We start from the raw sequence: 13,999 nt of genomic DNA on the forward strand, positions 1-13,999 counted from the left end.
GCAGATGCATATTCTGCTATCACCACGTTGATACTTCCATAACGTGTATTACTCTGATGGTGATCGATATTGATAATATCCCTGTTTTTTAGGTCAAACCCTAATCTATCTACACTTCCACAGTCACAAGAGAGTATCAAGCTGTCTGTGTAATCCATATGGTGCTTGATCTTTTTAAAGTTTGGTAAAAAGTCAAGATATAAAGGTAAGGCTGTTGAAGCATTCACAATTTCAACTTTTAACCTTTTATCCTTACTTAAGAGTGCATAGATTCCTAATGCTGTACCCAAAGTATCGGCATCGGGATTTAGGTGCGAAAGTATGGTGATAGAATGTGCAGATTCTATCTTGTTTTTAACTTCATCATAGGGAAGACTCTCAAGTATCATTTTATTCTTTCATGGTTTAATTCATACAGTCTGAAATTATATACAAAGAGTGTTAATAAAGTGTTACTACTCTACCTTCATAGACAAATCTATCCAATTTGCCTGATGAATGACTGCTCCTGAACTAATGGCATCCACTCCAGTGCTTGCAATTTCTTCAATCGTCTCAAGTGTTACATTACCACTGGCTTCCAGTAAGGTATGCGGATAATTCTCATTTCTGTATATGACAACCTCCTTGGTCTCTTCTATCGACATATTATCACACATCACTATATCTGCTCCGGCTTCCATCGCTTTTTTTGCCATATCAAAAGTTTCGCACTCTATCTCAACTTTTGAGGTAAAAGGAATTTTTTGTCGTACTTCTTGCATAAAAGTATCTAAGTCATCTATGGTCTGAAGGTGTGTGTCTTTCAGCATAAGGCAATCATCAAGCCCCATACGGTGATTGATCCCACCTCCACAGCGTACTGCATATTTTTCAAACTCACGAAGCAAAGGTCTTGTTTTTCTTGTATCCAATAACTTCACTCCCGTATCTTTGATAGCATCTACATACTTAGCCGTCAAAGTAGCTATAGAACTTGCATGAAGTACCATGTCCAAAATGGAACGTTCCAAAGAAAGAATCGTTTTTGAGTCTCCTGAAATAAATAGAAGTTTTTCACCCTTCACAAAACGACTGCCATCAGAGACTTTCCACTCCAATGACAAGTCATACATCTTTGCAAAGGTCTCAACATACTCTTGTCCTGCAAACACGCCATCACTCTTAGCTATAATATATGCTCTTATCGATTTACCTGTACTGATACGGGAAAACAGGTCCCCACGTCCTAGATCTTCAGCGACTAAAGCCTTTAAAAATGTCTCTTTTAACATTATTTTATCGCCAACATACGTTCTAATGCCAAATTCGCATACTCTATCGTGTGAGGATCCACCACGATCTCATTGATAGGCTTATTGTCCTCTATCGACTTTAAAGTATTATAGAGGTCTTCCAACGTTGTTTCATTCATTGTAGGACATTCTGGTTTGGTTGACGAGAGTACATAGGTGTTGCCTTTTCTCATTCTGTTGACAAGATTATACTCTGTTCCAATGGCTACCTTTTGTTCAGGGTCAAGGTCATTGACGTACTTGATAAGCTGTGAGGTAGAACCTGAAAAATCTGCAGCAAGTACAACACTTGGGTCACACTCAGGGTGTACCGCGATTTTGATACCAGGATACTTGTTGCGATAGAACTCTACGTCATCAACAGTAAAAAGTTGGTGTACAGAGCAGAAACCATTAAAACAGATAATATCTGCTTCTTTAGGGTCACACTCTTTTCCATCTACCTCTACTCCTATCACACAAGACTTCAATCCCATCTGTATCGCAAAATTCTGCCCTAAACATCTATCTGGTACAAAGAGGATCTTTTTTCCGCTTTCCAAGCCTTTTTCGATGATCTTGAATGCATTTGATGAAGTACATACCAATCCGCCCATTTCACCTACTTTTGCTTTGACTGAAGCATCAGAGTTGATATAGGTGATCGGTAAAATGTTTTCTTTAGCAATACCTCTGTCCACCATATACTGTACAGACTCATCAAAATAAGAGCCATCCATCATACGTGCCATGGCACAACATGCTATCTTTGGCATAAGCACACGTTTTTCCGGTGCAATGACCTTTACACTTTGGCCCATAAACCCAACACCACAAAAAACGACCCAGGGATTTGTATCGGCCTGACATCTGCGTGCCAACTCAAGACTATCACCGACAATATCTGCCATTTCAAATACTTCATCACGCTGATAATAATGGGCAACGACAGTTACATCCAATTCTTTTTTCAGTCTGTTAATTTCAGCTTTGTAATCAATACTCATTTATATCCTTCAGGAATTGAATCCTCTCACTAATCTGGCTATTTTATCAAAATTCGGATAAAATTGCACTATTCAAGCACTTATAACATTTTCAAGATAAGTGCAGTATAAATTTTAATTGTGGACTGATCATGGACTTTTTAACGAATCAAAATATTTTACTCTATCTTGCGGCATATCTTATAGCTGGCATTCCATTTGGATACCTACTGGCTAAAAAGTTTGCAGGTGTGGATATTAAAGAAGCTGGTAGTGGGAATATCGGTGCAACCAATGTACTTCGTGTTGTGAAGGAACAAGACCCAAAACTAGCTAAAAAACTAGGTGCCATCACACTCTTTTTGGATGCTATAAAAGGTGTGATTGTCATACTATTAGCGAAAATGCTTGGTGCACCAGAAAGTGTACTTTGGACCATCGCAGTACTGGCTGTTGTAGGACACTGTTTTTCAGCATTTTTATTTTTTGAAGGGGGAAAGGGTGTAGCCACTGGTTTTGGGGTTCTGCTCGTCATGATGCCCATCCCTGCACTTATAGCTATTGTTGTATGGCTAGGAGCTGCAAAAGGCTTAAAGATCTCATCACTCTCCTCACTCATAGGACTCATTGCTTTCATTATAGCCTCTTACGTGATCTACCCTGAAGTGCCTGGCATTGGTTCTCATGCACCTATTTGGATCATTGCATTTATCATCTTTTATAAGCATATTCCAAATATCGTAAGGATCTTTAAAAAAGAGGAAGGCAAAGTTTAAAATGACTATCCACATAGAAGATCTGACCTTTGATGTTATCATTGGTTTACTTGATTTTGAACGCGATAAGCCACAACGTGTCATCATTAATCTGGAAGCTTCTTATAATTACAACGATGATAAATTTATTGATTATGCAGATATGGTACTTTTGATACAAAAAGAACTCAAAGAAAAACGCTATGAACTTTTAGAAAATGCCCTTATAGGACTCAAAGAGGTACTCTATACAACCTATCCAGATCTTCAAACACTCTCACTCAAAATATCTAAACCGGATATTCTAGTTGACTGCACTGTTTCCTTAAGCAAAACTTGGAATTTTTAAATTTTTTTAAAAAAGCATTATTTTTATGTTATAATATTAAACAAATCTTAAAGTTAAAAAAGGTTCATTTATGAGAATATTAATCATAGAAGATGATGTGACACTTAGTAAGAGACTTTCTGAGACGCTTACAGAGGAAGGTTATCAGAATGATGTCGCTGAAAATCTAGGGGATGCAAGGTATTATCTTGATATCCGAAACTACGATCTAGTACTGCTTGCCTGGTCATCAGATAATGATAAGAGTTTAGATATCATCTCCACTATCAAAACAGAAGCACACAAAACATCTGTAATCGTTCTCTCTGAACGCGAAGACAAAGAAAGTGAGATCAAAGCACTTAGATCTGGTGCAGATGACTTTATCAGAAAACCTCTTGACTATGATATTTTGCTGGTACGTATTGAAGCCAAACTACGATTTGGAGTTTCCAACATTATCGAAATAGAAGACCTTATCATCAATCCAGAAGAGGAAAAAATCATTTTTCAAGGTGAAGAGATAGAACTTAAAGGTAAACCATTTGAAGTTCTCACGCATTTAGCAATGCATAAAGATCAGATCGTTTCTAAAGAGCAACTGCTTGATGCCATCTGGGAAGAACCGGAACTTGTGACACCTAACGTTATTGAAGTCGCTATCAACCAAATCCGTCAAAAAATGGATAAACCTTTAGATATAACCACGATCGAGACTGTTAGAAGACGTGGTTATAGATTTTGTTTTCCTAAGAAAATCTCTTAGTCATTTAGCGCCATACCACCTTTTTGGCGCCTTCCTATAATGTGGTTTAAAACCTCTCATCCTAAAACCAAAGCTATTCTTTTTTATGATGGTACTTGTGCATTTTGTCATGCTATTGTTCGTTTTGTAGTGCTCAGAGACAAGCATGATTTACTAACTTTTTCTTCTCTTCAGGGAGAGACTATCAAAAAAACAAATATTAAGATACCTGATTTTGACACTATCATACTACAGGTACATAATGGAGAAACACTCTATAAAAGTGATGCAGCCATTGCTCTATTTGAACGTTTGGGTGGTGTTTGGTTCATACTTGCAAAAATAGTCAAGATCATTCCTAAAATCATACGTGATATTATGTATGCTTTCATAGCAAAAATACGATACAAATTGGCAGGTAAAATAGAAGATAAAACATGCCCTCTTTTGCCACAAAACTACCAAAGTAAAATTTTATTATAAATTCACAGATAATTTAACTTAAGCATAAGCTTTCTTCAGTTATAACTCGTATAAATAACATATATACGAGGAAACCATGGCATTAATTATAGATGACGAATGTATCGCATGTGATGCATGTAGAGAAGAATGCCCTAATGAGGCCATTGAAGAAAATGATCCAATTTATTTTATAGATCCAGATAGATGTACAGAGTGTGTAGGTCATTTTGATGAGCCTCAATGTATTGCAGTATGTCCAGTAGATTGTATCATTCCCGATCCTGATAATGTTGAGAATGTGGAAGAGTTAAAATTTAAATATGACAAACTGCAAGAAGAAGAGTAGTTAGTCAATGGCAAAAAGAACTGCTATCATTGATATCGGTTCAAACTCTGCAAGACTTGTTATCTTTGAAAAAACAAGTCGTTACGGCTTTCACCTTATTTGTGAACAGAAATCCAAAGTTCGCATTGGTGAAGGTGCTTATGAAAAACAAGGTTATCTTCAACCTATTGGTATAAAAAGAGCTTATCTCACTTTAAAATCCTTCCTTCACACTATAGACAAATATCAGGCAAACAAAACACTTTGTGTTGCTACATCTGCACTTAGAGATGCACCAAACGGAAAAGAATTCGTCCATTGGATAAAGCAAGAACTTGGTCTTTCCATTAAAATCATCGATGGTAACAAAGAAGCCAAATACGGTGGGATCGCTGCAGTCAACTTACTTCCTATAAATGAAGGGATCAGTATAGACATTGGAGGTGGATCATCCGATATGTCACTCATTAAAAATGGGCAGATCGTAGATACCTATTCACTCAATCTTGGTACAGTAAGACTTAAAGAACTATTCTTTGACAAAAGGCTCACACCCTCAGAGATAAACGAGAAAGCAAAAGCATATATACAACATGAGTTAAATCAACTTCCAGAGCATTTTATACATACTCTAGCTATTGGCATAGGGGGTACAGCAAGAACACTCTCTAAGGGTATTATGAAGCGAGCTACATATCCCTTAGATAAGCTACATGCATTTTCCTATAATGTGCAAAATCATAAAGACTATCTTGAGGCTATTCCTCTTTCAAGTGCAAAAAATCTCAAACGGTTCGGATTGCAGAAAAACCGTTATGATACTATAAGGGAAGGCACCCTCATATTCAACGAAATAATTGCCCATATCGGTGCAGAATCTGTCATTTCAAGTGCTGCAGGGGTACGAGAAGGAGTATTCTTAGAACAACTCCTTAGAGAAGATAATCTGAAGTTTCCAAGCACCATCAATCCAAGTATTGTTTCTATCTTGGATAGATTTAAACCTTTGGTCATTATAGAGAAAAAACGGAAAACAAAACTCAAACTTGCTTCTAATCTCTATACTGTCATGCAAAAAGATATAAATGATAACAAAAGCTATGAAAAAGAGCTTCTGTGGGCAGTAAAGCTCTCGAGTATTGGACAAACACTTACTATTTACAAATCACATCAACATGCTTTCTATATAGCTATGCAAGAACTAAACTATGGTTTTACACATGAACAGATACTCCTTATATCCTTGCTGTTACGTATGAATGGTAAAGAGCTTCTTAACAAACCTCTATTTGCACACTATGAACCACTTCTTCCGGAAAAACAAACACTGCTTTGGTTAAGTTTTATCTATACACTGACTGTATTTCTACATGAGTCATCCAACAGTGCAAATATTACATTTAGCTATGAGAACAAAACACTGCGAATCTTCTCTGACAAACCCCTGTATCTCTCCAAAGAAAAGATCAAAGCCTTAGAAAAGCCTATACCGTTTGCCATTATTATAGAAGATGAAAGTAAATTACCTAAAAATAAAAAGTTGGGAATTTAAAATATTTTGTAGAGAGCAAGGAAAAATCCTTGCCCTTTCATAGGAGTAATTCTAGAACTTTGTTCCCATAGAGAACTCAAAGATTGCTGTGTTGTCATACGATTCCTCATCGATAGGATAAGCAAATACGAGATTGATCGGTCCAAATCCTGACTGCCATTCTACAACAACACCCGTTGATGATCTTGTGACTTCATTAAAACTATCCCAACCGATCATACCGTAATCATAGAAAAATGCCAGTCTCATCTTCGCTGCCTCAGAGAGGGGTATACTAGCTTCAATACTTGTCGAAGCTCTATGTTTACCTCCTTTAAGTCCACTATACGGATCACCCTCAATATTGAATGGAGCAAGAGAATAAGGGTTATATCCTCTCACAGATCCTATACCACCCAAAAAGAGCCTCTCCGCGATTGGAAGATATGTATCCTTATCTGTACTGATTGTTGTAAGCCTTCCTTTTAAACGCAAAATAAGATCATAATCTATCCAATCTTCCAATCCATAATAAAGCCCTACTTTTGCACTTGTTTTTAAAAGATTTGCATATCCGGAAGGATATTCAATTAATTCAGTTGCATTTAAATCATCACCGTCCAATTGTGCATACTCAAGATTCAGAGCTGCGATCATTCCTTCTCTTGGTGTATAAAAATCATCTGTGTTATCAAAACTGATGCTGGTAAAAAGTGAAGTCTTTTTATACTGGTCATTATAAAGATTAAAATAATAATTATCAAACAGTGTAGTATTTGTATCATTGATTGTTGACTTGTTATCGACATACCCCATCCCTACAGAAGCATGGAAATATCTATAGAATTCTCGACCTACGTTCAGGGATCCACCTAACTGGTCTTGCGTATAGTCAATATACTCATACTCTTTTTTATAAAGACTGAGTCCCAAACTGTACATGCTGTCCCACACTTTTGGATTGACAAAAGAGAGATTGTAATTTGTTGAGATTTTTGATATTTCAAAACCTAAGGTTGTGTTGATACCTGAACCAAAGAAGTTTCTGTCAGAGATAGAGGCATTAAGCATTAAACCCTCATAACTTCCATAACCACCACCTGCAGAGATAGTACCCGTAGATGTCTCTTTTACTTTCACAAGAAGATTGATCTTATTCTCTGAGATCCTCTGACTCTCGACATCAATTTTTTCAAAGAATCCTGTTCTTCCCAATGCATTCTTTGAATCTTTAAGATCTCTGGCACTGAACTTGTCTCCAGGTGCCAGATAAATATAACGGCGGATTACTCTGTCTTTTGTTGTGTCGTTACCAGAGATGATCACATCATTGATCGTCACAATTTCTCCTGGTTGAACCACATAATTAAGGTTAATGACCTTCTTTTCCGGGTCTTTATGCATCTGTGGGGCAACTTTTACAAATGCATAACCAAGATTACCTACTTCTTCTTCCAAAATACTTATATCTTTTCGCATACGCTTAATGTTAAATATCTTACCTTCTTTAAGTCTAAGGTTGTCTTTTAGATCTTTGGTATTAATCCCTTCAACCTCTTGTGTGATCCCAACAGTTCCTACACGATATTGCACACCCTCAACCACTTGATAATCTACTTCTGCCTTATATGAACCAAAGTCTACTCTCATCAAAGGTTGACTCACATAAGCATCCAAGTAACCATGTCTCATATAAACATCTTTTACTCTGTATGCATCATATTCGAGCTGATCTACCGTAGCTTCTCCACTATTCCTCCAAGGCATCCAACCAAGCCAATCTTTCTCTTTGTTTGCAAGATCTAGTTCAAGATCATTTTGAACCAACTTCTCTGCACCAACAAAGTTCTGTTTTTGGATAATGATCTTTTCACCTTTGTTTACATCAAATACAAGAGAAATACTGCTTTCTCCTACAGGTGTGGTAGTAATATCTACAACCGTATCATAATATCCTTGACTCTCCAATTTCGAAATAAGTGTTCTTTTTGCTCTCTTCACACGTCTTTCATCATATAAATCACCTTTTTTAAGGCCAATGCCCTCTAAAAGTTTTGTACCGTCATCACCTGATCCGTACCCTTTAATGTCAACGTTCGCAATAGCCAATTTTTCTTCAAAATGATATATAAGTACACCACCTTGCTGATCTACCCATACATCTTTAAAGTAACCCTGTGAGAAAAAGTTTTTAATAGAGTCATTTATTTTTCCAGCATTTATCTCTTCACCCACACGGATACCTGCAATCTCTTTTGCAGTAGTTGGAGAAAGATGTGCAAGTCCTTCAAATTTAATCTGTGTAACTTTTTGGGCTGAAAGGAGTGAACCTATGAGTATCCAAGAAAGAAGTATCTGAAAAATTGCTATCTTTTTGATCATAATGAGCCTTAGTATAATTTGCTAATATTCTATCTGTTTTTCAATAAGAATCTGATAATAAACAGAGAAATCATGCTATACTCTTTCAAAAAATCAGGTGGGTATATTATGGCTATGATCAAAGTCGGTATAGTTGGTTTAGGACTTATGGGCGGATCTTTAAGTCTTGCCCTTAAAAAGCATTCAAAAGAGTACTATTTTATAGGTCTGGACCATAATGAACGTCATTGTTCCGAGGCGCTTGAACTAGGTCTTGTAAATGAAATTTGTACCTCCACTGAAGCACTAAAAAGTTGTGACATCATCTTTCTCAGTATTCCAGTGGATGGCATTATCTCTGTTGTCCAACAGTTAGGTGTTTTAAGTGATGCATGTACTGTCATTGATCTAGGAAGTACAAAAGAGAAGATCTCCCTTTCTATCCCTTCTGATATTCGACATAATTTTGTCGCGGCACACCCCATGACAGGTACCGAAAAATTTGGTCCTACTGCTGCACTTGAAAATCTCTACACCGGTAAAGTCGTTGTGCTTTGTGACCTTGAAAAAAGTGGTGAGCATCAACAAAAAGTTGCTAAAAAGCTTTTTACTGATATTGGTATGAATATCGTCTGTATGGGTGCCAAGGAGCATGACAGACATGCAGCCTTCATCTCTCATATGCCCCATGCACTTTCATATGCATTAGCTAACTCTGTGATAAAACAAGAGGCTGCAGAAAGTATTATCGCACTTGCAGGCGGTGGTTTTAAAGACATGAGCCGTATCGCAAAATCTTCACCTAATATGTGGGAAGATATCTTCAGACAGAACAAAGCTAATGTTCTAGAAGCAATAAACTCATTTCAATCAGAACTTAAAAAGTGCCAAAAGATGGTAGAAAATGAGGAATGGGAGACATTGAATAATTGGATGAAAGAGGCCAATACACTACATGATATTTTAGACTAGACTACAATCTGTAGTCTAAAACCTCACTCATGCAACTCTTTTTGTCTTATCTATAACGCTCCACCATCTCTTTGAGTACTTTTTTATCTATCTGCACATCCTTATTACCATTTTTACGGGCATAAAGTTTACGTACCATCTCTTCAATTTGGACATCTTCACTCATATGCCCATAGAGTATCTTCAGTGCTTCTGACTCCTTGTAAGGGCTTATATTGCGACTTTTGAAACTAGGCCGCCATCGAAGAACAAACATGAATAGCATTCCTGAACCAAAGGCTACCGCCAACATCCACCATGCTGCACTTTTTATCTCTACTTGTTTTTCTACTATCACGTCATTAGTCTGTGAAGGTTGTAACATCTTTGTTTGCACCACACCATTTGTATCCGGTTTCAAAGCCGATGAAGAGGCAGCAGATGATTTTTTAATGGTAATATCATAAGCATTCACAGTAAGCTCTTTCATCTGTTTATCTTTTGGTATTAACATAGAAAAACTTCGTGTTGGGATTTTAAAATCCTCTTCTGAAATAAAGACAAAACTTTTACTGTAGCTGCTATAAAGCGCTCCATCTACAATTTTCGTTTCTACTTTAGCCTCATCACTATACACTGTTACACCATCTATCTCATATTTAGGAAATTCAAAACTTTCCAGGTTACCCTTCCCCTCTATTTTCACTGTGAGATTGACTGGTTTATTGGCTTTTACCTCTTGTGCATCTATCGTAGTATCCACAGTAAAGTCACCTACAAGGTCACTCTCTTGTGCCTGAGGTAAAACTTCTATCTGCAAACTGTTAGATGCTATCTGTTTCCATTTTGTTCCAAAAGTCATACCAAAAATATCTCTTCTGCTTCTATCTGCTACACCGACTTTGGCATGTGCAGGAGTTGCTGTAAAATTTCCCTCTTGTTGTGCTGTGAGGATATATCTTACTTCCTGTACTTGATAATTACCCTTGATATAGGCATTTTGATCTCCACCTTCTGTCACGATAAAGCCTGGAAAACTAGGGGCCGTATATTGTATATCCTGTGATAACCTCACACCGTTCTTTAAAGAAAAATAGACTGTTACCATAAGTGATTCACCCACCATGACCTTCGTTTTATTGGCACGCATCTGCAACGAAAACATATCACTGCTTTGTCCTACAGGTGCGTTGGATTTAACTATCTTTATCTCAATGGGTTGTGTTTTATAATTCTTGCTATCTATCTGTACTTCGTAAGAGGGGATTGTCACATTTTGATTGGGAATAAATGTATACGTTTTTGTTGTAGTATGCTGACTTTTCATTTTCCCGTTTATGTAACTATAGGAGCTACTGCTTCCAGAATTAGTACCAATGACACTATGTCCATCGATCATTTGAATATCTGGAAATTTCGCGTCATCCCCTGTAGCCTTAATCTGTAATTGAACAGGATTACCACTTACTACTTCTGTACTGGATACAATGGCTTCTACTCCATCGGCCCATACACACTGTAACGCAAATGTTATAAGCAATACTACTTTACCAAGGTTTCGCATCTTCATTCCTTTCACCTTTTTTACCTTCACCCATCTGATACATCATTGTAGGTGTGTTTTTCTGTCCCATCTTTTTCATAAGACGTTTTAACTCTTGCTCTTTGAGCTTTTCTTCTTTACTTTTTTTCTTTTCTGCTTCAGACTGAGAGCTTTCTTTCTCACCTTCTTTTTCTTGAGGTTTCTTCTCTTTTTGAGAGTCAGATTTCTTTTTCTCTCCCTCTTTTTTCTTATCTTCCTCTTTCTTTTTACCGTCTTTTTCATCTTTTTTCTGTTGATCTTCTTTCTTCTTTTGGTCTTCTTTTTTCTTCTCTTGCTCTTTTTGATTTTTATTTTGTTTTTGATCCTGGTTTTGTTTATCGTCTTTATTTTTATCTTTGTCGTTCTTTTTATCGTCTTTTTGATCTTGCTTCTTTTGCTCTTGTTGCTTCTTTTCTTCTTCTTTTTTCTTCTGTTCTTTAGCTAACTCAAGGTTAAACCTTGTATCTTCATCCTCTTTAAGTTCCAAGGCTTTCTCATACGATTCTATGGCTTTGTCCCACTCTTTTTTCTGGAACTGACTGTTACCTATGTTATGCAATCTAGTAGCTTCATCTATACCTTCTGCCTTGTCATACGCTTCTATGGCTTCATCATATTTTTGACCTTTATAAAGCGCATTTCCTATGTCATACTCTTTTTGAGAACTTTTTACCTCTAAGCTCTTTAACAATGCCGCACTTTTTCCATACTCTTTCGCTTCATATGCCTGATTTGCTTCTTGTATCGTTTTAAAGTCAGTCAGTCCGGCATGGAGTAAAGCACCACTACCTAGCATCAATAAAATCAATCTTGTCATACTGCTCTCCTTCTAGGCATCGAACTAAATGCGATCAACAAAAACAACAGTCCCACCCCTAACGGATAGTAAAAATACTCAACTCGCTCTTTGATAGTCACTGCACCCTGCTGCTGATTTTTGTATTTGCCTCTGATTACAGAAACCAATTGTTCTATATCTTCTTTTCCTGTACTGGCTACGACGTATGCACCATCATTCTCCTTGGCCACTTCACCCAAGGCATCATTTCTTTGCGTGATCGCTATCGTACCATCTTCAAGACTAAAAGGCTTGCCATTTTCATCTATCACTGGAGCTCCTTTCTCTGTCCCTACAAGCACCACATAAAGATCGATCTTGTTTGCTTTGAGTATTTCTGTAAAGCCTTCTATAGCTTTCTCATCTCCACCATCAGTGAAAAGTACCATGATCTTAGGCTTTTTTTCTTCGAGTAAAGAAGAGGCCAATTCACCTAACGCTGAGAAATCAGTAGCCCCCATGTTGATGTATGAGTCATCTACTCCTTCCACCATCATTTTCAAAGTATCTTTGTCACTTGAAAAAGGTGCTAAGACAAAAGGACTGTATGCAAATGCTGCCACCCCTATCTCATCACTTGGCATGGCATCGAAAAGTGCATTCATCTTCTTTTTGGCAAAAGTCAAACGGTTAGGATAGACATCCGTACTTCGCATAGAACCGGAGATATCCAATGCAGTTAGCAGAGTCAATCCTTGTACCTCTACGGTTTTATCACCTTTTTCTATCACTGGTCTGGCCATCGCAACAATCATCAAAAAAAGTGCTAAGAGCATTAGTATGTTGCGTACTATCAAAGGCATACTTTCATCTGTTGCACTCAAACGCTTCAGTACCTTTTCATCAAAGATACGAGCTAGTCTCTCTTTGTTTGTTGAGATAAGAAATGCAAAGATAACAAAAGGAACGATTAGCGCCCAAAAAAATTGTGGATTTACAAAACTCATCTTTAGACACCTTTGCTGTTTCTAAAATAGATAAAAAGCAATAGGCTCAATATGGCTAGAAAGAGTGGGTAGATGTACAAATAAGTATGCTGTACGATCTTCTTATCATCGATCTTCGTTGCCTCAAGTTTGTCTATCTCATCATAAATTTGCGAAAGTGTTGTCGCATCTTGTGCACCAAATGCCAATCCTTTTCCTGCATCTGCGAGTGCTTGCAAGTACTGTCCATTATAATCTCTCGGATCTCCTACGCCGATAGCATAAAGTTTGATATCACGATTTTCTATAAGACTTTTCACATCCCCAAACGGTACTTTACTCATATTGTCTATACCATCTGTAAGCAGTATGGCTATCTTAGATTTGGCTTTACTTTTACTCAACAGATTATAACTCTGCACCACTGCATCATTGATCGCTGTTCGTTTTCCTGCCATACCCATCGATTGCATTTTCGTAATATCTGTTAAAAACTTTTTTTCAAATGTAAGCGGCGATGCGATAAAAGCAACATCTGCAAAAGTCACCATACCGATACGGTCATTTTCTCTTTTTTCTATGAAGTCACCCACCACTTCTTTTACGACATCAAATTTGTTTCTCCATGGATCAGATGGATCAAATCCACGTTGCCTCATGGAATCACTCGAATCAATGATCAACACGATGTCTCGTCCCTCTTTTTTAGAATTCGTGTAACTCTTGGTGATCACAGGTGAAGCTAAAGCGATGACTGCTGATGTAATACCTATCCATTTTAAGACTGATAGTAGTGATGATTTACCTGCACTCTTGACCATAAGCGTTTTGACATGGGGAAAAAAGATAGCACGGCTTCTCTCTTTACACCAAATACTACATAGTATAAAAAGGAAGATGACCCCTAAAAGATATGGATACTCAAAATTAAA

At 37.2% G+C, this 13,999-nt stretch carries 15 protein-coding genes; 7 read left to right on the forward strand and 8 right to left on the reverse strand.

Annotated features, from left to right (window positions below; translation table 11 throughout):
• The 3 genes from ABZC96_RS03585 to nadA form a co-directional block, all read right to left on the reverse strand.
• A partial coding sequence (locus tag ABZC96_RS03585) for a bifunctional oligoribonuclease/PAP phosphatase NrnA (RefSeq protein ID WP_373029135.1) occupies nucleotides 1–389 on the reverse strand: 389 nt, incomplete at its 3' end.
• Between the two features lie 66 nt (nucleotides 390–455).
• The gene (nadC, locus tag ABZC96_RS03590; RefSeq protein ID WP_373029136.1) at nucleotides 456–1,274 is read right to left on the reverse strand and encodes a carboxylating nicotinate-nucleotide diphosphorylase; all 819 of its coding nucleotides are present in this window, start codon (nucleotides 1,272–1,274) and stop codon (nucleotides 456–458) included.
• Nucleotides 1,274–2,281, reverse strand: a complete 1,008-nt coding sequence (gene nadA, locus ABZC96_RS03595; protein ID WP_373029137.1) for a quinolinate synthase NadA — start codon at nucleotides 2,279–2,281, stop codon at nucleotides 1,274–1,276. Before nadA ends, nadC begins: the two co-directional genes overlap by 1 nt.
• A 131-nt stretch (nucleotides 2,282–2,412) precedes the next feature.
• Here nadA and plsY point away from each other — a divergent pair, with 131 nt between their 5' ends.
• The 6 genes from plsY (at nucleotide 2,413) to ABZC96_RS03625 (ending at nucleotide 6,430) form a co-directional block, all read left to right on the forward strand.
• Complete coding sequence (gene plsY / locus ABZC96_RS03600; RefSeq protein WP_373029139.1) at nucleotides 2,413–3,036, forward strand: glycerol-3-phosphate 1-O-acyltransferase PlsY; 624 nt, start codon at nucleotides 2,413–2,415, stop codon at nucleotides 3,034–3,036.
• A gap of 1 nt (nucleotide 3,037) precedes the next feature.
• The gene (locus tag ABZC96_RS03605) at nucleotides 3,038–3,364 is read left to right on the forward strand and encodes a dihydroneopterin aldolase (protein WP_373029140.1); all 327 of its coding nucleotides are present in this window, start codon (nucleotides 3,038–3,040) and stop codon (nucleotides 3,362–3,364) included.
• A 70-nt stretch (nucleotides 3,365–3,434) separates the two neighbouring features.
• Nucleotides 3,435–4,109: a homeostatic response regulator transcription factor HsrA gene (gene hsrA / locus ABZC96_RS03610; protein WP_373029142.1), complete on the forward strand. Its 675-nt coding sequence runs from the start codon at nucleotides 3,435–3,437 to the stop codon at nucleotides 4,107–4,109.
• A 39-nt stretch (nucleotides 4,110–4,148) separates the two neighbouring features.
• Nucleotides 4,149–4,571 (forward strand): thiol-disulfide oxidoreductase DCC family protein, encoded by a 423-nt coding sequence (locus ABZC96_RS03615; protein WP_373029144.1) that lies wholly within the window; start codon nucleotides 4,149–4,151, stop codon nucleotides 4,569–4,571.
• A 76-nt stretch (nucleotides 4,572–4,647) separates the two neighbouring features.
• On the forward strand, nucleotides 4,648–4,899 hold the full coding sequence (locus tag ABZC96_RS03620) for a YfhL family 4Fe-4S dicluster ferredoxin (protein WP_373029145.1): 252 nt from the start codon (nucleotides 4,648–4,650) through the stop codon (nucleotides 4,897–4,899).
• Nucleotides 4,900–4,906: 7 nt separating this feature from the next.
• A complete protein-coding gene (locus ABZC96_RS03625) occupies nucleotides 4,907–6,430 on the forward strand; it encodes a Ppx/GppA family phosphatase (protein ID WP_373029147.1) in 1,524 nt (507 codons plus the stop codon).
• A gap of 51 nt (nucleotides 6,431–6,481) precedes the next feature.
• Here the strand turns inward: ABZC96_RS03625 and bamA are convergent, their stop codons facing one another.
• On the reverse strand, nucleotides 6,482–8,791 hold the full coding sequence (gene bamA, locus ABZC96_RS03630) for an outer membrane protein assembly factor BamA (RefSeq protein ID WP_373029148.1): 2,310 nt from the start codon (nucleotides 8,789–8,791) through the stop codon (nucleotides 6,482–6,484).
• Nucleotides 8,792–8,899: 108 nt separating this feature from the next.
• On the opposite strand from bamA, the gene ABZC96_RS03635 reads away from it, so the two are divergent.
• Nucleotides 8,900–9,742 carry a prephenate dehydrogenase gene (locus ABZC96_RS03635; RefSeq protein WP_373029149.1) on the forward strand — a complete coding sequence of 281 codons (843 nt, stop codon included), beginning with the start codon at nucleotides 8,900–8,902 and terminating at the stop codon, nucleotides 9,740–9,742.
• A gap of 46 nt (nucleotides 9,743–9,788) precedes the next feature.
• Here ABZC96_RS03635 and ABZC96_RS03640 read toward each other — a convergent pair whose 3' ends face one another.
• From ABZC96_RS03640 to ABZC96_RS03655, 4 genes are all read right to left on the reverse strand, one after another.
• Complete coding sequence (locus tag ABZC96_RS03640) at nucleotides 9,789–11,291, reverse strand: BatD family protein (protein ID WP_373029150.1); 1,503 nt, start codon at nucleotides 11,289–11,291, stop codon at nucleotides 9,789–9,791.
• Complete coding sequence (locus ABZC96_RS03645) at nucleotides 11,269–12,120, reverse strand: tetratricopeptide repeat protein (protein ID WP_373029151.1); 852 nt, start codon at nucleotides 12,118–12,120, stop codon at nucleotides 11,269–11,271. The genes ABZC96_RS03640 and ABZC96_RS03645 overlap by 23 nt, the downstream gene beginning before the upstream one ends.
• On the reverse strand, nucleotides 12,117–13,088 hold the full coding sequence (locus ABZC96_RS03650) for a VWA domain-containing protein (RefSeq protein WP_373029153.1): 972 nt from the start codon (nucleotides 13,086–13,088) through the stop codon (nucleotides 12,117–12,119). Before ABZC96_RS03650 ends, ABZC96_RS03645 begins: the two co-directional genes overlap by 4 nt.
• A gap of 2 nt (nucleotides 13,089–13,090) precedes the next feature.
• A partial coding sequence (locus ABZC96_RS03655) for a VWA domain-containing protein (protein ID WP_373029155.1) occupies nucleotides 13,091–13,999 on the reverse strand: 909 nt, incomplete at its 5' end.

It is taken from the genome of Sulfurovum sp., from assembly GCF_041551015.1.
Taxonomy (GTDB): Bacteria; Campylobacterota; Campylobacteria; order Campylobacterales; family Sulfurovaceae; genus Sulfurovum.